Origin of the sequence: Paracoccus sigandri (assembly GCF_003709565.1) — a bacterium.
In the GTDB taxonomy this organism is placed as follows: Bacteria; Pseudomonadota; Alphaproteobacteria; order Rhodobacterales; family Rhodobacteraceae; genus Paracoccus; species Paracoccus siganidrum.
The window spans coordinates 1-20,219 of record NZ_QNRC01000001.1; the positions used below are offsets into that span (position 1 = coordinate 1).

The following is a 20,219-nucleotide window of genomic DNA, read 5'->3' on the forward strand; positions in this document are numbered from 1 at the left end:
GGCCCCGGCCCCCGAGAAGAAGGTCGAGAAGAAGCCGGCCGCCGCGCCCTCGCGCCCCGAGCCCGCGCCGGAACCGGCCGCGGCCCGCGCGCCCGCGGCCGAGGCCCCGGCGGCGCAGCCCGCCTTCACCCCGGTCCCGCGCCGTCCGATCGTGCCGGCCGGCCAGCCGCTGCCGCCGCAGCCCTCGGCCAACGAGATCAGCCCCGAGGCGCTGGCCTCGGTCCGCGAGGTCGAGAAGCGCGCCCGCAAGCTGACCCTGATGGAGCTGACCGAGCGGACCTGCAAATGGCCGATCGGCGACCCGGCGACCGAGAAATTCTGGTTCTGCGGCCTGCCCAGCCAGCCCGGCAAGCCCTATTGCGAGGCCCATGTCGGCGTCGCCTTCCAGCCGATGAGCTCGCGCCGCGACCGACGCCGCTGACGGTGGCGGGTTTCCCGCGCCTTGCCGCGCTGGCGGTCACGATCAGCGAGGATCAGGTCCTGCTGGTGCGGCGCCGCAATCCGCCCGACGCGGGGCTGTGGGGCTTCCCCGGCGGCCATGTCGATCCCGGAGAGACCGCGCTTGAGGCCGCCGCCCGCGAGCTGGCCGAAGAAACCGGCATCATCGCCCGCCCGCGCCGCTATATCGACAATGTCGACGTGATCCTGCGCGGCCCCGACGGCGCGCTGCAGTTCCATTTCCTGCTGGCCGCCGTGCTGTGCGACTATCAGTCCGGCGAGCCCGCCGCGGCGGATGACGCCCTCGATGCCGCATGGCTGCCGATCCGGGGGGTGCTGGACGGGATGGTGCCGCTCAGCGCGCATGTGGACGCGGTGCTGGGCCAGGCCCTGGCCATGCATAAGGGACTCTAGCGGCATCCGCACGCCCGTCCCCCAAGCAATCACATCTTGCGGAAACCGCAATCGCCCGGCGCGCGTTCCTTCTTCAGCAACGAACCCGAGGAGATCGAAATGAAAGGTCTTGTGGCCTGGTGGCTGGGCGTGCCCGTGGTGGTGATCGTGATCCTGTATCTGACCGGCATCTTCTGAAACGACCCACAGCAGGAAAGGGGCATCCGCAAGGCTGCCCCTTTTCCCTGGCCCCAGGGACGGGTCAGTTCAGCTTGACCGCCTCCAGCCGGGCCCGATCCAGGATTCGCACCCGGCCACGGCCGATATCGATGATGGCCATCGCGCGCAGCTTGGCCAGCGTGCGGTTCACCGTCTCGCGCGACGTGCCCGAGAGCGAGGCGAGATCGGCCTGGCCGATGCGGGTTTCCGGGTCCATCGGGGTCGTCAGGTTCAGCAGATGCAGGCAGATGCGCCGGTCGGCGGGATAGAACTGCGCGATCGACTGCTGCCGGTTGTCCCGCGTCAGCCGGTCATGCATGATATTGGCCAGGTTCTTCAGCAGCACGGCCGCCGGGACATGGCGGAACAGCAGATCGGCCCCGAAGGACAGCAGCACCGTGTCCGGCAGGGTCCGGCATGAGGCGGCGCAGGGCCTGCCCGAGAACAGCTCGACCTCGCCGACCACCTCTCCGGGGCGGGCGATATGGGCGATGATGACATTGCCGTCGATGTCGATATAGCTGACCTCGACCCGCCCGCGGGCGATCAGGAAGGCGTTCTCCGCCTTCTCGCCCTGCCGCAATATCTCGGTCGAGGCGGGATGGCTGTGCTGGCTGCATTCCGACAGGAAGGCCCGCAGCCGGTCGCCCGCCATGCCCCGCAGCAGCGCGGGCTGGGGGATCTGGTCATAGGCCCGGAAGGCCCCCCGCCCATCCCGCCTGCCCCTTGCGGTCTGTTCGGAATCCCCCGTCGAATCGGCACGCCTGGTCAATTGGCTACCCCTGTCGTTTTCGCCACATCGCGCTGCCGGCGAACAAGGAACCGCCTTCGATAGCGGAACGAAGGGACAAGGAAACAACCTGAAGATGACGGCCCCCGGCAATTCCGCCAGCGGCCAGCGGTTGCCGGCGCAGTCTGTTATGATGATACGCATCCCTTGGCCAGGGAATTCAAGCCCGCCGGCCACGGCAGAACCTGACGCTGCGTCAATGCCACAGGCGACCCGTTTCCGGGCAGCGATCGCCGGCAGCGGGAAAGGGCCGCAAGGGCCCCGTCAAGCCCTTGCCATGGATCGGTTTTCTGGTGCGGGCGGTGGGACTTGAACCCACACGGCCTGTCGGCCCACAGATTTTAAGTCTGATATGTCTACCATTCCATCACGCCCGCACCGGCGCTGCCAGCGTTCCCGCCGGCTGGTTGTGGCTAGCCAACCCGCCCGGCCTTGGCAAGCATGACATGCCCGCCCCCTCCCGCCGCGCAGGACGGGCCGGCGGTCAATAGCTGCGCGTCGGGCGGTCGAAGACCTTGCGGCCCATCAGGCTGCCGACCAGGTCGACCATCAGCTTGGCGGTGCGGCCGCGCTCGTCCAGGAACGGGTTCAGCTCGACCAGGTCCAGCGAACTCACCAGCCCCGATTCATGCAGCAGTTCCATGACCAGATGCGCCTCGCGGAAGGTGGTGCCGCCGGGCACGGTGGTGCCGACCGCGGGCGCGATCGAGGGATCGAGGAAATCCACGTCCAGGCTGACATGCAGCAGCCCATCCGCCGCGCTCACCCGGTCCAGGAAGGCGCGCAAGGGTGCCACGATCCCCTGTTCGTCCAGCACCCGCATGTCGTTGACGGTGATCTCGGTCGGCTGCATGGCGGCATGTTCGGCCGGATCGACGCTGCGGATGCCGAACATGCAGATCTGCTCGCCCGGAATCGGCGCGGGAAAGGGCGGGAAGGGATCGAATCCCGGCAGGCCGCTGGCATAGGCCATGGGCGTGCCGTGGATATTGCCCGAGCTGGTGGTTTCCAGCGTGTGGAAATCGCTGTGCGCATCCAGCCAGATGACGAATTGCGGCCGGCCGATGCGGGCGGCATGGGCGGCGACCCCCGCCACCGTGCCAAGCGCCAGTGCATGATCGCCGCCCATGAAGATCGGCATCCCGTCGGGCAGCGCGGCCTCGGCGGCGGCGCGCAGCGCCTCGGTCCAGGCGATCATCTCGGGCAGGTGGTGGACGGCGGGATTGGCGCAACTCTCGCCCCGGCCCGGCGCGGGCCGGACATCGCCGCGATCCTCGACGCCGTGGCCAAGCGCGGCAAGCGTGCCGGCAAGCCCGGCGGTGCGATAGGCCGCGGGGCCCATCAGGCAGCCGGGCCGCCGCTGGCCCTCGTCCACCGGGGCCCCGATCAGGATGCAATGGGTCATCTCGTCCTCCTGTCCGCTGGGGCCGAGATAAAGCGGCCCGGCGCGGAAAGTCCACAGCCGGCAGGCGGCGCATGGCGTCACGGGATGGGAAAACGGCTTGCCTGGGGCGGGGCGAGAGGGAAGACGCCCGTTCCTGGGTCGGCGCCCCGCCCATAGGCCTGCGGCGCGAAAAACGCAAGCGGATGCGGCGCCGGGGTCGGCAAGAACAGGCCCGATCACGGGGTTTCCGCCGCCGGCAGCGAAGGATCACCCGCCGGTTGCGTCCCTCAGCCGCGCACGCCCTGGAAACGGGCCTGCCATTCCTCGCGGCTCTCGTCGCTGATCTTGGCGAACAGCACCTCGGGCACGGTGAAGGCGTGACCCGCCGGCAGGACCGCCAGCGCCCCGGCCACGTCGCCCGGCCAGTCGCGTTGCCCGGTCCGCATCGCCGCCAGCATCGCATCGGACGAGAACGGGATGAAGGGCGCCGACAGCACCGCATAGAGCCGGATCAGGTTCAGCCCCAGGCGCACCTGCATCGCCGCCCGTTCCGGGTCGGTCTTGAAGGTGGACCAGGGGGCGGCGGCCTGCAGGTATTCGTTGCCCAGCACCCAGATCGCCCGCAATTCGGCCGCGGCCTTGCGAACCTCCATCCGTGCCATGCAATCCTCATAGGCGCGGATGCGGGCGGCCATCGCCTCGATCAGCTCATGTTCCTGCGGGCCGTATTCGCCGCCTTCGGGCACCACCTCGCCGAACTTGCTGCGGCAGAACTTGGTGATCCGGCTGATGAAATTCCCCAGCACATCGGCCAGGTCCTTGTTCACCGATTGCTGGAAGTTGTCCCAGGTGAACTCGCTGTCGCCCGATTCCGGCGCGTGCGACAGAAGCCACCAGCGCCAGTAGTCGGCCGGCAGGATCTCCAGCGCCTGGTCCATGAAGACGCCGCGCCCCTGGCTGGTCGAGAACTGCCCGCCGTCATAGGTCAGGTAGTTGAAGCTCTTGATGTAGTCGACCATCTTCCACGGCTCGCCCGAGCCGATGATGGTCGCCGGGAAGGACAGCGTGTGGAAGGGCACGTTGTCCTTGCCCATGAACTGGGTATAGGTCACGTCCCCGGCGCCTTGGTCCAGCCGCCACCAGCGGCGCCAGGCGCTGTCGTCCAGGCCCTGCGCATCGGCCCATTCGGCGGTGGCGGCGATATATTCGATGGGCGCGTCGAACCAGACATAGAAGACCTTGCCCTCCATCCCCGGCCAGGGCTGGTCGCCGCGCCGGACCGGCACGCCCCAGGAAAGGTCGCGGGTGATGCCGCGATCCTGCAGCCCCTCGCCGTCGTTCAGCCATTTCCGCGCAATCGAGGTGGTCAGGATCGGCCAGTCGGTCTTGCTGTCGATCCAGTCGCTGATCTGGTCCTTCAGAGCCGACTGGCGCAGATACAGGTGCTTGGTCTCGCGCACTTCCAGGTTGGTGCTGCCGGAAATCGCGCTGCGCGGCTCGATCAGGTCGGTCGGGTCCAGCTGCTTGGTGCAGTTCTCGCACTGGTCGCCGCGCGCCTTGTCATAGCCGCAATTCGGGCAGGTGCCCTCGATATAGCGGTCGGGCAGGAAGCGGCCGTCATCGACGGAATAGACCTGCTTCTCGCTGACCTCGGCGATATAGCCGTTATCGGCCAGCCGTCCCGCGAAATGCTGGGTCAGCACCCGGTTGCGTTCGCTGGAGGACCGCCCGAAATGGTCGAAGGACAGCCCGAAGCGCCGCGCGATATCGGCCTGAACCGCATGCATTTCCGCGCAGAATTCGGCGATCGGCTGGCCGGCCTTCTGCGCCGCCAGCTCGGCCGGCGTGCCATGTTCGTCGGTGGCGCAGATGAACATCACCTCATGCCCCCGGCCCCGCAGGTAACGGGCGAACAGGTCGGCGGGCAGCTGCGAGCCGACCAGGTTGCCCAGGTGCTTGATGCCGTTGATATAGGGAATTGCCGAGGTGATGAGATGGCGGGCCATGTCTGCGTCCTTGTCAGTCGGCGCCTGTCTAGCCGCGATGCGGGGCGAATGAAAGTGGCCGCATTTTCCGGCGCCGCGCCGGGGCGCGCTGCCCGAAAGCGCCGCAGCCGGAAAAGCAAAAGACCGCCCCGAAAGGCGGTCCCTGGCTGCGGTTTCCAGTCTGTGACTGGTGCCGGTGAAGGGCATTGAATACCACTATATCTAGAAATCAGCGCCTCTCAGGAATTCTCGGTCATCCATCAAAACCTGCCTTTTTGGGCAGATGGCGCGTTCACCCTCTATCAGCGAAAATCAGCGCATACCATATCTAGGGGTGGACCCCAGGGGGGACCAGATCTTCGGTGGGAAAGGTGGACTGTGCGGGCGACCAACAGATTGAGCGCGAAGGCAGCGGCAGCACTTGGCCCCGGCAAGTATGCGGATGGGGCCGGGCTATGGCTGGTGAAGGAAGAAACCGCGCGGGGCAAATGGGTGCTGCGAGTCACTGTTCACGGCAGGCGGCGCGAAATGGGGCTCGGCGCATTCCCCGCCGTGCCGCTGGCCGAAGCCCGCAAACATGCTGATGCCGCCCGCGCCAAGGTCCGCGCCGGGCTTGATCCGATCAAGGAGCGCCAGCGCGAGAAACGGGAAGCAGCGCGCAATCTGCACCTGCTGAAAGACATCGCCCTTGATGCTTTCGAGAGCCGCAAGGCCGAACTGAAAGGCGACGGCAAGGCCGGGCGCTGGTTCAGCCCGCTTGAGCGTCACATCCTTCCGAAGCTGGGCAAGGTTCCCGTGGCCGATATCGACCAAGCCGACATTCGCGACTGCCTCTTGCCGATCTGGCACAGCAAGGCCGAGACGGCGCGAAAAGCGATCAATCGCCTTAGCCTGTGCCTCAAGCACGCTGCTGCACTCGGCCTGGAGGTCGATTTGCAGGCAACGGAAAAGGCCAGGGCGCTGCTGGGAAAGCCCCGTCACAAGTCCGGGAACATCCCAGCTTTGCCGTGGCAGGACGTTCCCGCTTTCTATGACAGCCTGAATGACGGCACGGTCACGCACCTGGCCTTGCGCCTGCTCATCCTGACCGGTGTGCGCTCATTGCCGCTGCGATTCCTGCATGAAAGCCAGATCGACGGCGACGTGTGGACCATCCCGGCCGAGGCGATGAAAGGCCGAAGGGATGCCACTGCAGATTTCCGGGTGCCGCTGGTTCCCGAGTCTCTGGCCGTTATCGAGGCCGCACAAGCCCACGCCCGCGACGGGTTCCTGTTCCCGAGCGTGCGCAAGGGGGTGATTTCCGATGCCACCATGGCCCGGCTGATGGAGCGCCGCGAGATGGAGGCTCGCCCGCATGGCTTCCGTTCCAGCCTTCGCGACTGGCTGGCCGAGGCGACCGACGCCCCCCACGAGGTGGCAGAGACTATGCTGGGGCATGTGGTTGGCGGATCGGTCGAGCGGGCCTACCGCCGCACGGATTTCCTGGAACAGCGCCGGGCCTTGCTGGCGCGCTGGGCGCAGTATGTCACCGGGCAGTCGGGGCAATTGGTCAGGATGGCATATTGAAGAAACATAACTTGGACGCCGCCGCTGATTTCGCAAATCGTGAGGTTTCTCGCTGGATCTCATCGGAAACAGGCATTCCACAATCACCGGGCGAGTATTTGTTGTGGTGGAAACTAGGTTGTGAATATCGCGTAGGCCCCAACGCCACTTACATCGTAATGTATGACTGCCTTCGCGACTGGCTGGTTTCAGCCGCTCGATGCAACGCGGACGCTCGCAAACTTCTTTCTCGTATTGCGTCCTCTAAACTTCATGCGGGAGTGGCGTTAACAAAAGCAGAATCCTTCTTTGCCGCATCGATTCTTGACGGCACGGCCCCGCCACTGCCAAAGAAGCGCGGTAAAACCTTATCCACAAACCACGAGCGTGATGTTTTCATTTTCACCATGATGAAAGAGTTGATCGATGGGTTCAAAATTAACGCCAGCAGAAACGATGTTAGTTCGGAGCATGCATCAGCTTGCGACCTAATAGCGGATGCATTTGCTGCGTATGGGCGACATGAAGTAACGTTTCGCGCGGTGAAAGATGTTTGGAACAACAAGCAGTTTCGGGGACGGTATTACCGTCTTGCCGACGCCGTGAACGCCGAGCTGGCCAAGCAAAAGGATATCCAAGAAGCCGGGCCACAGAACGCCTTAGCTGGTTTTCCCCTACATTTAATCAAGCTTTGAGCGTGTCGGAAAAATCCCGACAATATCCGGCATGAAGGCTAATGGCTTGTCACCCATCATCACCCCATCGCAATTAAGCAATGGGCTGACCAATGCCAATCACCGATCCCCTTCTGAAAGACCGCGAAGCCGCGCCGCTTCTCGGCATCAGCGTTCCAACGTTCTGGCGTCGTGTAGCGGATGGCACCATTCCGAAGCCGATCAAGCTGGGCGCGCTGTCCCGCTGGCCACAATCCGAAATCCTTGGGGTCATCGAACGGGCAAAAGCTGCCCGTGCCGACGCCGCATAACGAAACCACCACCCTGGGGCTTAGGGCGGTGGCGCATTCGTTCTGTGGTGGATGAATACCACAAACATAGCGCATCACGCCCTTGCCCGCAAGAGATGAGGCAAGGAAATGCATACAGCAAAGCAATGGCCTGCACAGGCCTTCACGGTCCAGAACGGAACCGAAGAACCCGCCGTTATCATCGTCAAGGGCCGCGACCGTTGGGCGCTCGAATGCCTGATGCACGCCGGATCGACGGGCTGCACCCCGATTGACCACCCCGGCCCGCGCTGGTCGGCCTATGTGTTCAAGCTGCGCCAGCAGGGCGTCTGCATCGAGACGGTTCACGAGAACCATGACGGCCCGTTCCCCGGTCATCACGCCCGATACGTTCTGCAATCCAGCGTGTCCCTCGGTCGGAGGGCTGCCGCATGAGGGCCCTTCGCATTGCGCGGCTCTGCGCCCGTTACGGCCTGAGCCATGACCGCGCCGCCCTTCTGGCTGCCCTGATCTGGGGGAACGGTCATGCGGATTGATCTTCCTGTCAAACCCTCGCTCCTGCCCTATTGCCGCAAGCTGCTGGCCGAGGGCGCAGACCCCGCCGAACTGATTGAGGTCTATCGCGGGGAAACCCTGTGCTTCATCCCGGCGCCGCTGGCTGCATTCGCGGCCCTGACCACGGAAGAAGGCACCGACCGATCCATCCGCTTCCGCAGGTGGCGCGAAATGCCCCGGCAGAGCGGGGGATACGGCCCGGAGACGGCGACAACGGAAGGGGCTGGGCATGAGTGATGCGCAATCCCTCACCGCTGCCCTGGATGGCAAATGGCATGGCCGCTATGGCCTTGCCTGCTGCCCGGCGCATGGCGACCGCCGCCCGTCCCTGACGCTGGCCGATGGTGATGACGGCCGCCTGCTGCTGAACTGCAAGGCAGGCTGCGGCTTCATGGAGGTCCTGACGGCTCTGCGCGAGCGGGGCCTGATCGACCCGCACAATCGACCCCAGCCGCCCGGCCCGGCGGAAATCGCCAGACGGAAAGCTGAGGCCGAGGCGGCAGCCGCCAGGATGGAGCGCAAGGCCATGGCGACATGGAACGAGGCGCAACCGATCGGTGGCACCATCGCGGAAACCTATCTGCGCGGCAGGGGCATCACCTGCGCCCTGCCCGATACGCTGCGTTTTCATCCCGAGTGCTGGCATCCTTCCGCCCGGCGCTTCCCGGCGCTGGTCGCACGGATCGACGGGCTGCCCCGGCTGGCCATCCATCGCACCTACCTGCGACCAGATGGCAGCGGCAAGGCGGAGATAGATCCTGCGAAGGCGATGCAGGGCGCCGCTCTGGGTGGGGCTGTGCGCCTCGTGGAGGCCGAGGGACCGCTGGTGGTGGCCGAGGGCATGGAAACCGCGCTCAGCCTCGCCTCTGGCCTCCTGCCCCGGCCCGCGACCATCTGGGCGGCTCTGTCCTGTGGCGGTATCGCCGGGCTGCGCCTGCCGTCCCGACCCGGACGCCTGACCATCGCCCCGGACGGCGACAAGCCCGGCAGGGAGGCCGCGAACAAGCTGGCCGAACGCGCTGCCGCCCTCGGCTGGACCGTCAGCCTGCTTCCCGCGCCAGAGGGGCGCGACTGGAACGACATTCTGCAAATGAAAGGGGCAGCAGCATGAACGCTCCCGCCATGAATACGGAATTCCCGCAGCCCATTCCCTTTGACGCCGCTGCGAACTGGCCCGAGCCGGATCTTACGCTTTCGCAATCCGGTCGGCCCCCAGCGCCCGTAATGACCGATGACGAGTTCTCGGTCGTGTTCGGGCCGTGGGCGGAATGGATCAGCACCGCCGCGAAGGTGAAAGGTGCGCCGGTTGACTATGTATCGCTTGCCCTTCTTGCCACCGCCAGCGCGGTCATCGGCAATTCGCGGTGGGCAGCCCCTTGGGAGGGGTGGAAGGAACCTCCCGTCCTGTGGGCGATGCTGGTGGGTGATCCGTCTGCCGGGAAATCCCCGGCGCTCGATGCCGTCATTGATCCTGTCAAGGAAATCGAGCGGGGGTTGAGCGAGGAGTACAAGACCAGGCGGAGCGAATGGGAGCGCGATGAGGAAATCGCCGCGCTCGCGCTGGCACAATGGAAAGTAGAGACGAAGAAGGCCATCGCCGAGGGGAACGACGCCCCGGCCAAACCCGCTATTGCCAGTGCAGGCCCCCCTCCGGTTCGCGAACGCATCAGCATATCAGACGCCACAACCGAGGGGGTTGCGTCGTTGCTGGCGGCTACCTGGCGGGGCCTTCTGCTGTCACGGGACGAGCTTTCCGGCTGGCTGGGCAGCATGGACCGCTACAGCGGCGGCGGCGACCGTCCCTTCTGGCTGGAAGCCTATGGCGGGCGCTCCTACACCGTGGACCGGAAAGGCAGCCCCGAACCGATCATCGTTGACCATCTGACCGTGGCCATCCTCGGGGGGACGCAGCCTGACAAGCTGACCAGTCTGCTGGTGAAAACCGATGATGACGGCCTGCTTGCCCGTTTCCTCACTGTCTATCCCGAGCCGGTCCCGCTTTCACGCCCGTCCGCACAGATCGATGCGGCAAAGCTGCGGATTGCCCTGGAAAGGCTCAGGGGACTTCCTTCTGCCTTTGACGACTCAGGCAATGCCCGTCCGTTCTATGTGCCGTTCAGCCCTGACGCTGCGGACGCCCTGCAAGAGTTCCGGGGGCAATGTCGTGAATGGGAGATCGAGGCGACCGGCATCTTCAAGGGGCATATCGGCAAGCTGCCCGGCCTGGCGGTGCGTGTCGCCTGCGTGCTGGCGCATCTCGATTGGGCTGCCCGTTCCGATGGCCGATACCCCGACAGCATCGAGAGCGAACATGTTGGCCGTGCCTGCCATCTGGTCGGCGAGCATCTGCGCCTCCATGCTTTCCGGGCCTACGGCGCCGCAGAGCCCGCCGAAGAAATCCGCAATGCCCGAAAGCTGGCTGCCCTGATCCTCAGGGAAAGACCTCGCAATCTGAATGTTCGCGAGATCCAGCGCCGGGGCCTGAGCGGATTGCAGACCTCCAAGCAAATCGGGGCGGCCATGTCTGTTCTCGAACAGGGGGATTGGCTGCGTCAGGTGGCCGAGGATACCGGCGGTCGCCCGCGCTTGATGTTCATCGTCAATCCCCGGATCTGGGGGTCGAAATGAGCCGCTGGCTGGCACTCGCGAAGCGACCCGATGAAAACGGGAAACCCCCACCCGACATATTGACAAAACCCGACAAAAGGGTCCCGGAAGCCCAAAATCCGGGCTTATGTCAGGTTTTGTCAGGGTGTAGGGTAGAGAAATCCGACGAGAACCTGATGCGCTCGGAACTGACGCCGACGCAGGAGGCCGAGCATCTCGCCAAGCGGAAGGAGCTTTGGGAGGCGCGTCAATCGGGGCAAATTGTCCCGATTGAAAGCAAGCGTGATGATGGGCGGGGGCATAGGCCCACAGCGTTCGCCTCCGAGACAGCCGAAGCCACGGGCGTTGATAAGCGCACCATCAACCGCGCCGTATCCCGCGCGGAAGGCGTGGTTGAGGAAGTCCGGGACCAGCTCCGGGGCACTGACCTTGCGCACGCCGAGCGCGGCCAGCAGGTCGCCGAGGACGTGACAGCTGATCCCGACCAACCACCAGCGGCCCGCTATTCCCGTTATTCCCGCTATTCCTGCTATTTTCCCCCTCCGAATAGCGGGAATAGCAGCCAACATGTTGCCCGTCTGGAAGCTGCAACGCCTGAGCCCGACCGGCAGGACGACGCCCGGCCCGATGCTGACGGCTATTGCCGCACCTGGACCGGGCGCATCGTTCGGCTGGATGAATGGCGCAACCTGACGGCATGGGACCGTCACGGCCCGGCCGGGCGATTGTTCTGCGGCATCTGCAAGCAATGGGTGAGCCGGGATGCCGACTGCCCGCAATCGGAATGCTGGAAAGGAGATAGGTAATGCCCCCTCGTGATGCGTATGCTCAGAACCGCCGTGCTTTTCGCGCCATCATGGCCGAAAGAGCGGAAGAAATTGCCCGCGAATGGGCTGGCAAATGTCTGGACCCCATTGGGAGTGAGGTCGCTCGCGTAACCGACCCTGCAGCATTGGCTGCCCTTCAACAGGCATTTGTCGGAATGCTCAGGCGTGGCGGGTATGACTTCATTCAGCGGATCGATGTTGAAACGGCGCGCGGCTTCCCCAGCCAGTGGCGGGCAGGCGAACCGGGTGCAGCGGCGTTGATGGAATACCTAGGTCACGTTCTTCGGACGGGGGATTGTTCCCAGAGCATCGAGGAATTCGCGCGAGCGAGATTCGACTACGGCGCATGGCTGGCCGTGGGCGCAACCAGTGAGGGCCAGCCGACTTTTGCGGTCGTGGTATTGCGTGACCTTGGCGACGACAATTTTGACATGAAGGGCGCGGCATCTGTGCTGCGCATTCTTGGCGGCATGGCTGATCCGATGCCGAAAATCCTGACAGAGCGGAGGGCGTAACGATGTCCAGGGCAAGCAAACGAAAGGCACGCGAGGCGGCGGACCTGCACGCCGCCCGAATGGCGAGTCACTTTTTCCCGATGTATGGTTCGTCTACCGTGTTCATACGCAATGCTGACGTGGTGGACGCTCTGCGCGACACGATTGCGGCAATGCTCAGGCGCCAAGAGGTGGAATTTGCCCGCCCGGTCAGCCTGGAAGTTGCGGCCCACTTTCCCGGCTTCGACATCAATCACGAATGGTCGGGCCGGGCATGGCTGGCGGTTGTTCTGGATGATGCAGGAATGCCGTTTGCAGCCGTAGCGCAGGAAGGTCCGGCCGATATCCCGCGCGTTCAGAGGGCCAAGGCCGCCCGCTCTGCTGCGATATTCATGGCGTGGCGGGCATCGTTTGCGCCGCCCGTGAACAGAATGCCAGTTGGTTCAGCTTAACCCTTTCGGATCTCCAGGTGATGTGGTATTATAATACCCATCGCAGGGGTAAAGGTAACAGCATGACATCAGCGGCACGCAGGGTTCCTGAATTTGCCGCCTCGGAAGCCGCTACCGGCGCCGGGGATGGTTTTGGTCACTGGTTCAGAGAAGATCCGGGCGCCATGCGTTTTGCGCAGGTTCTCTTTGAGGCCTGTCAGCTGTGGGACGACCTGGAAGACGAGGGCCAATGCAGCAACCTGAACGGCCTGCTTTCGTGGTTGGGCTGGGGGAAGGAATACGATCCATACTTTGTTGCCCATGCCCACATTCTACGCCCGGCAATGCTGTCGATGTATCTGCAATGGCGCGCGGCGAACGTCCTGGATCGAGGCGACAGGAACGATGTTGCGAAAGCCTACATGCTTCGCGCCGCGATCTATCAGGTATGGCACCTGATGGCGTGGATTGCTGGCGGCGACGATTGGGCGGCAGAGGTCGGCCCCGAGATTTACCGCAGCTATGGCGAGACGCCTGACGATATTTGGAGAGAATTCAATGCCTGATCCAACAGGGGGCCTCATTGCCGGGGCCAGCGTCATCGGTGGTGCCTCGCAGGCTAGCGCCGCCCGCAAAGGTGCCCGCGCCCAGGAGGCGGCCGCTAACCGGCAGATAGACCTGCAAGAGCGGATCTATAACGAGACGACAGAGCGCTTCGCCCCCTATCTCGGCGCTGGCAGCAACGCGCTTGCGGCCTACATGTATGAGATGGGTCTCGGCCCCGCCCCGACGATGGGCGGCACCGCTCCGCAGATCACGGAAATTCCTGGATCTGCGGCGAATCCGGCAGCCGGTCCTGTCGGCGCTCCTCAACGCGGCGTTCATCCCGATACCGGGCTTCCGTATCAACGCGTCGGTGAAACGATTGGCGGTCCCGCTGCCAGTGGGACCGGAGCGCGCTATCAGGTCGGCGGCAGGACGTTCAACACCCGGCAAGAGGCCGAGGCATGGGCGGCGGCAAACCCGACCGGCAGGGCGCAATACCAGGGCTTCCAGAAAACACCCGGCTACGAGTTCGCCTTTAATGAAGGCATGGCAGGCGTTAACGCACTGGCCAGCACGCGTGGGGGACTGGTCAGCGGTCGCACGATGCAGGACCTGCAAAAGACAGGTCAGGGCTTGGCATGGCAGCATCACGGGCAGCATTTAAACCGGCTGGCCGGGCTGACCGACATGGGCATGGGCGCGGCGGGCAATCAGGCGATGGCGGGCAATGCCTTCGCGACCGGCGCGGGCAATGCCATCGGCAGCATCGGCAACGCGCAGGCTGCCGCTGCTACCGGCGTCGGAAACGCCTGGAGCGATGCCCTGACCGGAGGGTTGTCGGCCTGGCAGTATCAGCAACGGCTGAACAAGCCGAGAATGGGAGCATAGAATGGCGACCCTCGATTCAAACATAATTCTCGCCGGGCGTTCGCCTGACGTTTTGGGCGCACTCCAACGCGGCAATGCTCTGGCGCAGCAGCACAACGACATGCAGCTTGAACGGGCGCGCAACGCCTTCCTGCAAGAGAACGCTGCCGGGCTGATGTCTGGCGACCAGAACGCACTGACACAGTATGCGCAGTATGATCCGACTGCGGCATTCAACATGCATACGCAGAACCGGAACAACGCGCGGGCCGATGAACAGATGGCATGGCAACGCCAGCGGGCCAGCCAGCAGGACGCCCGGCAGGCGCGGCTTGACGAGCGCGGCGACCAGGAATGGAACATGAAGGTCGAGCAATACGCGCGGGGGCTGCAAGCCGAGGAAGCGGCGGCGCAGGCACAGCAGATCGAGGATGCGGTGAAGATGGGCCTTGCCCTGCCTGATGCTGCCACTTGGGATGCGCAAATGTCCCAGATCGCCCCGGACCTTGTCGGCCAGTTCGACAACCGGCAGGCGTTGGCGCAGCGGTATATGAGCGTCGCGGAGGTTCTGAAACAGCAGGCTGGACCGGCTTTCCGACCTGCAACCCCGGAAGAAGCCGCTCAATACGGCGCCCAGGCCGGGCAATTCGGGGCTGATGGCCGGTTCTATCCCATCAATCCCCCTTCTGGGATGTCTGTGGAAACCGGACCTGGCGGGACGATGAGAATTGTCCAAGGTCCGGGGGCTGGAGGGGCTGGTAAGCCGTTCACGGAAACTCAGAGCAAGGACATTGGCTTTGCCACGCGCGCACGGGCCGCTCTGGATACGTTCGAGCCGATTGCCAGCACCATGACCAGCAGGAAGCAGCAAGCTCTGGATGCGGTCCCGTGGGGCCTCGGGAGGGGCTTCCAGGAGCCTGACTATCAGATCGCGCAGAATGCCGGCATGAACTTCCTGCTGGCGGTTCTCAGGAAGGATACCGGCGCGGCGGTGACCCCGAGCGAAGAACAGATCTACACTCGCGTTTTCCTGCCCCAACCCGGTGACAGCGATGAACTTCTGTCGCAGAAGTCGCAGGCTCGTCAACTTGCCGTTGCGGGCTTGGAGGCAGGTATGCCCCCAGAGGCCATTTTGGCGCAGGGTCAGGCGCTTTTGGCTTCTGGTTCGGGCGCCCGGCCGCTTGAGCCTGTCGCTCCACAGAAGGTCGTTGGATCTGATGACGACCTTCTCAGAAAATACGGGCTTCAATAATGGCGACATATGAAGATCTGATCGCGGCGGCCCGGCAAGCGGACGCCAACGGAAACACCGACGATGCGCGCCGTCTCCTGGAAATGGCAGTGGCTTTGCGTGATAACGCTCAACCTTCCCCAGCCCAGGGCATGGCCGCCGAGCGCCCCCTGTCGCAGCAGTTGGTGGACCAATACAAGCAGGCGGAAGCAGCTGGGGATTATGAGACTGCTGACCGCCTTCTGTCCGAAGCGTCATATGCCGCGACACAGGATGGCACCGCGCCCGCCAGCGTGGCCTATAACCCGCGCACGGGCCGCATGGAGGATATGGACCTTCGGCGGGGTAATGGTCGCCTGGATGCGGCTGCGCAGGGCTTCGGGCAAGGCATCAGCTTCGGCACGATGGATGAAGCCGTGGGCGCAATGTATGGGATGACTGGTCCCGGCACCTACGAGCAAAACCGGGACTACGCGCTGGCGTCGATGAGATCCGATCTGGCCTCGGCCCGCGAGAACCATCCCATTATCGCCTATGGATCCGAAATCGGCGGCGGCGCCTTGTCATCTCTCGGGGGCGCCTCGGCGCTTGGCATTCAAGCTGCCCCAACCATCGGTGGTCGCGTTGTCCAGGGCGGCATCATGGGCGGCATTGAGGGTCTTGGCTATGGATACGCCACGGGAGAAGGCATTGAAGATCGGGCCGGGAACGCCGCCAAAGGACTAGGTTTCGGATTAACACTCGGAACAGCGGCACCCTTTGCCATTGAAGGTGGACGACGCGCAATCGACCATATCAGCGGGCCTTTCGCATCGATGCGCGCCGCCCCCAGCCAAGTCCGCGCCAGCCGTGCGGTTCAGTCGGCGGTTGATCGCTCTGGACGCAGCCTGGACGAGATAGACGCCGCCATTCGGCAGGCTGGGGCTGAGGGACAGCCGATGTATTCGGTTGCCGATGCAACGGGCTATTCCGGCCAGCGGATGCTTGCAGGTGCGGCGCGGACCCCAGGTGCCGCCCGTCAGGAAATCATAGAACATCTTGCCTCTCGGCAGGATGGGCAGGCGCGGCGATTGGGTGGGTTCCTGGACGACGCTTTGAACAGCCCCCGTAACGCCGGGAACCTGCCCGCCATCCCCGGCAGCAATCCGGCAGATTTCACGGGCATGACTGCCGAGCAGGTTCGCGGGCAGCTGACCGGCGCAAGGAGCCGCGCGGCCAATGTCGCATACGACGCGGCGCGGAGAGGTGCCAGCCCTGTGGATGTGCGCGGCGCGCTGGCCGCGATTGATGACCGGATCGGACCCATGCAGGGGAGCGGGGTAGCTGGAGACGGGATAGACGCCAAGCTGACCAGCTATCGCGCACGTCTTACGTCGCAGCCGGGCGGCGCCTCATATCCTGGCGCGTCGTCGGTTGAACTGTCGGACTTCGATAGGGTTCTAGGCGTCAAGCAGGCCATCCAGGATGACATCGGCGCCGCGCTGCGCGCCGGGCGCAACAACGAAGCACGAGAACTCGGCAGGGTGGCAGCGCAGTTGGACGAGGCGCTGGAGGCCGCTAGCCCGGCCTACCGGCAGGCCAATGACCAGTTTGCACAGGCATCGCGCGTCATCGATCAGATCGACGCCGGCAGGGCTGCGACAGGTCCGAGGGCACGCGTGGAAAACACGCTTTCGGCATATGGAGCATTGACCCCAGATCAGCAGGCGGCGTTTCGGTCAGGCTATTCCGACCCTCTGATGGCGCGCCTTGAGAACTCGGCGCCAGGCGTCAACAACGCTCGGCCCTTGACCTCAGAGGGGGCGCGGGCTGAGCTTGGCGCCATGTCGCGCGACCCTGCGCTTCTCCAGCGGCAGATCGCCCGAGAAAACGACATGTTCCGCACTGCCAATGCGGCAAGCGGCGGATCGATGACTGCCGACAACCTTGCCGACGCCGCCGACCTGTCTGCCATGAGCATGAGCCCGATCATCAATGCTTTGACTGGTAATTTTGGGGCCGCAGCAAGGCAGACGGGAGACGCCGTTCTGAACGCGCTATCAGGTCGGAACACGGCAACCCGTGAGGAAATAGCGCGCCTTTTGCTGTCAAGCGACATAAGAAATGCCCTTGCCCCAGCCTTGCAGGCTCAAGCGCAGGCGCTTCCTATCATGAACGCTTTCTCAGCGTTTGCCAGATCTGGCGAGAGGGTTGGGAATCCCTATTAGGGCAATGTTGCGAAAGCAAAAAGAGCCGCCGCCGGGCCAAGGAGCCCGGCGGCAAATACCCAAACAGGGACTCGTTTCCCGAACCCCCTTTCTTCCCGAGAGACGCGCCAAACCATGTAGGCCGCAAGGGCAAAAAGGAAGTTTCCGAAGTATACGGCCCCGACCGTCTGCCAGAAAACAAGCTGTGTCATCCGTTCATCTTACCACTTTCGCCGCCCACATCCATACGCTGAAAGAGAGAGCCATTACCACGTATAAGGAGATTTTCGTCATGCGGCTCAACCCGGAATTCGCATCAACCGGCGCAGGCCTGCGGCACCACCGCAAGGCCGCACGGCTCACGCAAGCGGCCCTGGCCGAACTTGCCGGCATAGGGCGTCATGCCGTCCAGTATTGGGAGGCCCGGCCCGTTCTCGACCGTAGGGGGTGGGCCGTGAAGCGCATGATCGAGGCGCTGGCGGTCTATGTCGCAGAACATGACATTCAGCGTCCTGTGGTCTTACGCCCCGGTAAGCGCGTCATCTGCGGCGCCAAGACCCGGAAGGGCACGCCCTGCCGCTGCAAGAGCGAGCCCGGCAAGCGGCGCTGCAAGTTCCATGGCGGGATGTCCACCGGGCCAAAGACGCCGGAAGGGCGCCAGCGGATTGCCGAGGCTCAGCGGCGCAGGTGGCAGCGGTCATGGACAGACGGTGGCGTTCCTCAGCTTCAATCCCCCACACACTGATAGGAAATAGTCATGGGCATCCACCTAAAGTCGATCCCCGGAGAGTTTGATTTGCGCACACGCTTTGTGTTGTGGATAGGCAAACTGCTAGGGGCAAACGTCAAATTTTATGACAACAATAAAGTTTGCTCGAATCCTAAAGATGTTCCTTGAGCCATTTGGACCCCTTATCGGTGAATCCACACCACGCCGCTTCCCCGGTTAGCGCCGCAACCAACAGTTCATCATTGTTGTCTAGGATCGGTGAAATCGCGTCCCGGATTTTAACAGCAGAGAGATTGGTTTTGACGATCCAAGTGGAGTCTAGATGACGCCAGTAGGTGGGAAACATCTCCTCAAGTCGTTCTCGGAGCCTCTGATTTTTGGCTGAATAGTTCGCCCCCTCTCGGTTGAGGTCGTATCCGATCATATAGCAGGCCATCTGTCCCTCCATTTTCCCCAGCTAAGCGGCTTTCCGCCGATTCGCCTACGGGAACAAAGGAGAACACGCGCGCCGATTCCCGGCTTGAATAACAATCAAGGAAATCAAGCCGCATGGGGTCAGACGGAACGCCGAATTTCACGGCCCGCCCGGTGGGGTATAAGCGCCGAGGGGCGGCAAGTTCAGCAGCCTGACCTGGATGTGACCCACGGAGTAGAAAGGCCTGCCATGCCAGCACCCGACCCCTGGGGCGTGACCATCGAGAAAAAGCCCAATGGCGGCTGATCCGTCCTGTATGAGATGTTCATGCTATCGGGCCGCTCTCAGCGGAAGGCGCGCGCGTCCGCCGGATCATGGTCAACCTGCGGCGGGACGGCTGGTCTTGCCGGTGGTGCGCTGAGCCGATCCCGCAATGGCGCCGTGCCGATGCAGTCTATTGCTGCGAGGGATGCCGGAAGCGGGCGGCCAGATCAAGACAGCGCTGGCCGACGCGCAGTTCTTATGCCGCTTGACACGCCTCGAAAGTCAACCGGTCACGAATCATAGCGGCAATCTGCGGGTGGGCCTTCGTAACACGAATCCTTCGCTTAACATCATGAAAACTCATGAAATCTAGCAGCGGAACGAAAGATGAGTTAACGAACGAGCTTGACGCGCTAAGCATCCCTTCAAAGCACACCTCGACTCCCTCATCACGAGCTAGACCCGCCACAATGAGGGAATATATTGCTTCACCCTCGGCGTTGGTATCACATCGGGAAACGTGGTTTTTTACATAGATTACCATATGTTATCCTCAGCTTCCGGGGCCACGGACTCTATCCGAACAGTAGGCACGTTGATGTCAACTAACGTGCCAGTGTAACCTGAGTTTCCTAAATTTACGTTGACGGCGGTGACCTGAGTGCTTGGGCCAGCATACACCGCAGCACCGCCAGAGTATAGTGTGAGGTTTCCCCCCATCTGCTCGGTAACGAAATCGCGCAAATATCCTAATCCTGCACCCCTGTTCCTGGGGTTACCTCTGGTTGAGAAGCCAGGCTCAAAGGCCCTGATGATGGCTTGAGAAGGTGTGAGAGATGGGTCTACTTCCCACACATTCTTCGGAATTCCTCTGCCAAAGTCGCCGACTGATAGCCTCAACTCCTCCTTGTTAGGATACCACTGGGCAAAGATGCTGCCGACTTCAATGCTGCTATGGTCGCGGATATTGTTAAAAATCTCCGTAAGACAGACGCGCAACTGTGCAAGGGCGCCGATTGGGCGGTTCGCACAGTTCGAAAACCAAGGCAGAAATGTCCCGTCAATCCATTCGTAGCTGCGTTGATGATGCACCTCTTTCAAGCGGCAAGTCGTCGGCCGATGTCTGGCCAGTGGCGATGCATGGTGCCCAAGGTGATCGGCGAAGAAGCCTATATCATCAATGAACCGTAATGCCTCGGTTTGTCTTGCGTAGTTCTCATAGGAGACGGCGATATCGCGGCTTACTAAGAATCGGGTGAGATTGTGGAGCAGCACTATTCCACTTGGGCTGGCAAACCGCAAAGGAGAAAAGTCAAATCTAACTTCCGATGGCAACCGTTGGAGGTCC

23 protein-coding genes and 1 tRNA gene are annotated in these 20,219 nt (G+C 63.3%); 17 read left to right on the top strand and 7 right to left on the bottom strand.

Annotated features, from left to right (window positions below; translation table 11 throughout):
- The 3 genes from C9E82_RS00005 to C9E82_RS24310 all read left to right on the top strand — a co-directional run.
- A partial coding sequence (locus C9E82_RS00005) for a GcrA family cell cycle regulator (protein ID WP_183154018.1) occupies positions 1-421 on the top strand: 421 nt, incomplete at its 5' end.
- 2 nt (positions 422-423) lie between these two features.
- A complete protein-coding gene (locus C9E82_RS00010; protein WP_119897749.1) occupies positions 424-852 on the top strand; it encodes an NUDIX domain-containing protein in 429 nt (142 codons plus the stop codon).
- A gap of 36 nt (positions 853-888) precedes the next feature.
- Positions 889-1,029, top strand: coding sequence for a hypothetical protein (locus tag C9E82_RS24310; protein WP_170162043.1), 141 nt, complete (start codon positions 889-891; stop codon positions 1,027-1,029).
- 64 nt (positions 1,030-1,093) lie between these two features.
- On the opposite strand, the gene C9E82_RS00015 is transcribed toward C9E82_RS24310, so the two are convergent.
- From C9E82_RS00015 to metG, 4 genes are all read right to left on the bottom strand, one after another.
- Positions 1,094-1,822, bottom strand: a complete 729-nt coding sequence (locus tag C9E82_RS00015) for a Crp/Fnr family transcriptional regulator (RefSeq protein WP_170162046.1) — start codon at positions 1,820-1,822, stop codon at positions 1,094-1,096.
- Positions 1,823-2,131: 309 nt separating this feature from the next.
- Positions 2,132-2,217 (bottom strand) — tRNA-Leu (locus C9E82_RS00020).
- Between the two features lie 107 nt (positions 2,218-2,324).
- Positions 2,325-3,245 carry an arginase gene (rocF, locus tag C9E82_RS00025; RefSeq protein ID WP_119897747.1) on the bottom strand — a complete coding sequence of 307 codons (921 nt, stop codon included), beginning with the start codon at positions 3,243-3,245 and terminating at the stop codon, positions 2,325-2,327.
- A gap of 266 nt (positions 3,246-3,511) precedes the next feature.
- Positions 3,512-5,230: a methionine--tRNA ligase gene (gene metG / locus C9E82_RS00030; RefSeq protein ID WP_119897746.1), complete on the bottom strand. Its 1,719-nt coding sequence runs from the start codon at positions 5,228-5,230 to the stop codon at positions 3,512-3,514.
- Positions 5,231-5,587: 357 nt separating this feature from the next.
- Here metG and C9E82_RS00035 point away from each other — a divergent pair, with 357 nt between their 5' ends.
- Positions 5,588-6,775 carry a tyrosine-type recombinase/integrase gene (locus C9E82_RS00035; protein WP_119897745.1) on the top strand — a complete coding sequence of 396 codons (1,188 nt, stop codon included), beginning with the start codon at positions 5,588-5,590 and terminating at the stop codon, positions 6,773-6,775.
- A complete protein-coding gene (locus C9E82_RS24010) occupies positions 6,772-7,449 on the top strand; it encodes a hypothetical protein (RefSeq protein WP_147393069.1) in 678 nt (225 codons plus the stop codon). Before C9E82_RS00035 ends, C9E82_RS24010 begins: the two co-directional genes overlap by 4 nt.
- A 59-nt stretch (positions 7,450-7,508) precedes the next feature.
- Here C9E82_RS24010 and C9E82_RS25395 read toward each other — a convergent pair whose 3' ends face one another.
- Positions 7,509-7,853 carry a hypothetical protein gene (locus C9E82_RS25395; RefSeq protein ID WP_425325172.1) on the bottom strand — a complete coding sequence of 115 codons (345 nt, stop codon included), beginning with the start codon at positions 7,851-7,853 and terminating at the stop codon, positions 7,509-7,511.
- Between the two features lie 105 nt (positions 7,854-7,958).
- Between C9E82_RS25395 and C9E82_RS25400 the strand changes: the two genes are divergently transcribed.
- From C9E82_RS25400 to C9E82_RS00100, 12 genes are all read left to right on the top strand, one after another.
- Positions 7,959-8,153 (top strand): winged helix domain-containing protein, encoded by a 195-nt coding sequence (locus tag C9E82_RS25400; RefSeq protein WP_425325173.1) that lies wholly within the window; start codon positions 7,959-7,961, stop codon positions 8,151-8,153.
- Positions 8,154-8,243: 90 nt separating this feature from the next.
- Complete coding sequence (locus tag C9E82_RS00050) at positions 8,244-8,510, top strand: hypothetical protein (RefSeq protein WP_119897742.1); 267 nt, start codon at positions 8,244-8,246, stop codon at positions 8,508-8,510.
- Positions 8,503-9,384, top strand: coding sequence for a DUF7146 domain-containing protein (locus C9E82_RS00055; protein ID WP_119897741.1), 882 nt, complete (start codon positions 8,503-8,505; stop codon positions 9,382-9,384). Before C9E82_RS00050 ends, C9E82_RS00055 begins: the two co-directional genes overlap by 8 nt.
- A gap of 113 nt (positions 9,385-9,497) precedes the next feature.
- Positions 9,498-10,901, top strand: coding sequence for a YfjI family protein (locus tag C9E82_RS00060; protein ID WP_244935980.1), 1,404 nt, complete (start codon positions 9,498-9,500; stop codon positions 10,899-10,901).
- A complete protein-coding gene (locus tag C9E82_RS24015; RefSeq protein WP_147393068.1) occupies positions 10,898-11,686 on the top strand; it encodes a hypothetical protein in 789 nt (262 codons plus the stop codon). The genes C9E82_RS00060 and C9E82_RS24015 overlap by 4 nt, the downstream gene beginning before the upstream one ends.
- Positions 11,686-12,222 (top strand): hypothetical protein, encoded by a 537-nt coding sequence (locus C9E82_RS00070; RefSeq protein WP_147393067.1) that lies wholly within the window; start codon positions 11,686-11,688, stop codon positions 12,220-12,222. The genes C9E82_RS24015 and C9E82_RS00070 overlap by 1 nt, the downstream gene beginning before the upstream one ends.
- A 2-nt stretch (positions 12,223-12,224) precedes the next feature.
- On the top strand, positions 12,225-12,653 hold the full coding sequence (locus C9E82_RS00075; protein WP_119897738.1) for a hypothetical protein: 429 nt from the start codon (positions 12,225-12,227) through the stop codon (positions 12,651-12,653).
- Positions 12,599-13,198, top strand: coding sequence for a hypothetical protein (locus tag C9E82_RS00080; RefSeq protein WP_221035964.1), 600 nt, complete (start codon positions 12,599-12,601; stop codon positions 13,196-13,198). Before C9E82_RS00075 ends, C9E82_RS00080 begins: the two co-directional genes overlap by 55 nt.
- A complete protein-coding gene (locus C9E82_RS00085; RefSeq protein ID WP_119897736.1) occupies positions 13,191-14,066 on the top strand; it encodes a hypothetical protein in 876 nt (291 codons plus the stop codon). The genes C9E82_RS00080 and C9E82_RS00085 overlap by 8 nt, the downstream gene beginning before the upstream one ends.
- A gap of 1 nt (position 14,067) precedes the next feature.
- Entirely contained in the window at positions 14,068-15,297 is a 1,230-nt protein-coding gene (locus C9E82_RS00090) for a hypothetical protein (RefSeq protein WP_119897735.1), read from the top strand.
- The gene (locus tag C9E82_RS00095) at positions 15,297-17,483 is read left to right on the top strand and encodes an ATP-binding protein (RefSeq protein ID WP_119897734.1); all 2,187 of its coding nucleotides are present in this window, start codon (positions 15,297-15,299) and stop codon (positions 17,481-17,483) included. Before C9E82_RS00090 ends, C9E82_RS00095 begins: the two co-directional genes overlap by 1 nt.
- A gap of 271 nt (positions 17,484-17,754) precedes the next feature.
- The gene (locus C9E82_RS00100; protein ID WP_122449152.1) at positions 17,755-18,207 is read left to right on the top strand and encodes a helix-turn-helix domain-containing protein; all 453 of its coding nucleotides are present in this window, start codon (positions 17,755-17,757) and stop codon (positions 18,205-18,207) included.
- 136 nt (positions 18,208-18,343) lie between these two features.
- On the opposite strand, the gene C9E82_RS00105 is transcribed toward C9E82_RS00100, so the two are convergent.
- Both C9E82_RS00105 and C9E82_RS00110 read right to left on the bottom strand, forming a co-directional pair.
- Positions 18,344-18,628, bottom strand: coding sequence for a SinR family protein (locus tag C9E82_RS00105; RefSeq protein WP_119897732.1), 285 nt, complete (start codon positions 18,626-18,628; stop codon positions 18,344-18,346).
- Positions 18,629-19,408: 780 nt separating this feature from the next.
- Complete coding sequence (locus C9E82_RS00110) at positions 19,409-20,206, bottom strand: ATP-binding protein (protein ID WP_183154019.1); 798 nt, start codon at positions 20,204-20,206, stop codon at positions 19,409-19,411.
- Between the last annotated feature and the right edge of the window lie 13 nt (positions 20,207-20,219).

Bases quoted from the DNA above. Each gene is read 5' to 3' on its own strand.
- C9E82_RS00100 (WP_122449152.1), top strand. From the start codon at position 17,755: ATGCGGCTCAACCCGGAATTCGCATCAACCGGCGCAGGCCTGCGGCAC.
- C9E82_RS00095 (WP_119897734.1), top strand. From the start codon at position 15,297: ATGGCGACATATGAAGATCTGATCGCGGCGGCCCGGCAAGCGGACGCC.
- C9E82_RS00075 (WP_119897738.1), top strand. From the start codon at position 12,225: ATGTCCAGGGCAAGCAAACGAAAGGCACGCGAGGCGGCGGACCTGCAC.
- C9E82_RS00050 (WP_119897742.1), top strand. From the start codon at position 8,244: ATGCGGATTGATCTTCCTGTCAAACCCTCGCTCCTGCCCTATTGCCGC.
- C9E82_RS00105 (WP_119897732.1), bottom strand. From the start codon at position 18,628: ATGGCCTGCTATATGATCGGATACGACCTCAACCGAGAGGGGGCGAAC.
- C9E82_RS25400 (WP_425325173.1), top strand. From the start codon at position 7,959: ATGCACGCCGGATCGACGGGCTGCACCCCGATTGACCACCCCGGCCCG.
- C9E82_RS00085 (WP_119897736.1), top strand. From the start codon at position 13,191: ATGCCTGATCCAACAGGGGGCCTCATTGCCGGGGCCAGCGTCATCGGT.
- C9E82_RS00070 (WP_147393067.1), top strand. From the start codon at position 11,686: ATGCCCCCTCGTGATGCGTATGCTCAGAACCGCCGTGCTTTTCGCGCC.
- C9E82_RS24015 (WP_147393068.1), top strand. From the start codon at position 10,898: ATGAGCCGCTGGCTGGCACTCGCGAAGCGACCCGATGAAAACGGGAAA.
- C9E82_RS00090 (WP_119897735.1), top strand. From the start codon at position 14,068: ATGGCGACCCTCGATTCAAACATAATTCTCGCCGGGCGTTCGCCTGAC.
- metG (WP_119897746.1), bottom strand. From the start codon at position 5,230: ATGGCCCGCCATCTCATCACCTCGGCAATTCCCTATATCAACGGCATC.
- rocF (WP_119897747.1), bottom strand. From the start codon at position 3,245: ATGACCCATTGCATCCTGATCGGGGCCCCGGTGGACGAGGGCCAGCGG.
- C9E82_RS25395 (WP_425325172.1), bottom strand. From the start codon at position 7,853: ATGCATTTCCTTGCCTCATCTCTTGCGGGCAAGGGCGTGATGCGCTAT.
- C9E82_RS00060 (WP_244935980.1), top strand. From the start codon at position 9,498: ATGACCGATGACGAGTTCTCGGTCGTGTTCGGGCCGTGGGCGGAATGG.
- C9E82_RS00055 (WP_119897741.1), top strand. From the start codon at position 8,503: ATGAGTGATGCGCAATCCCTCACCGCTGCCCTGGATGGCAAATGGCAT.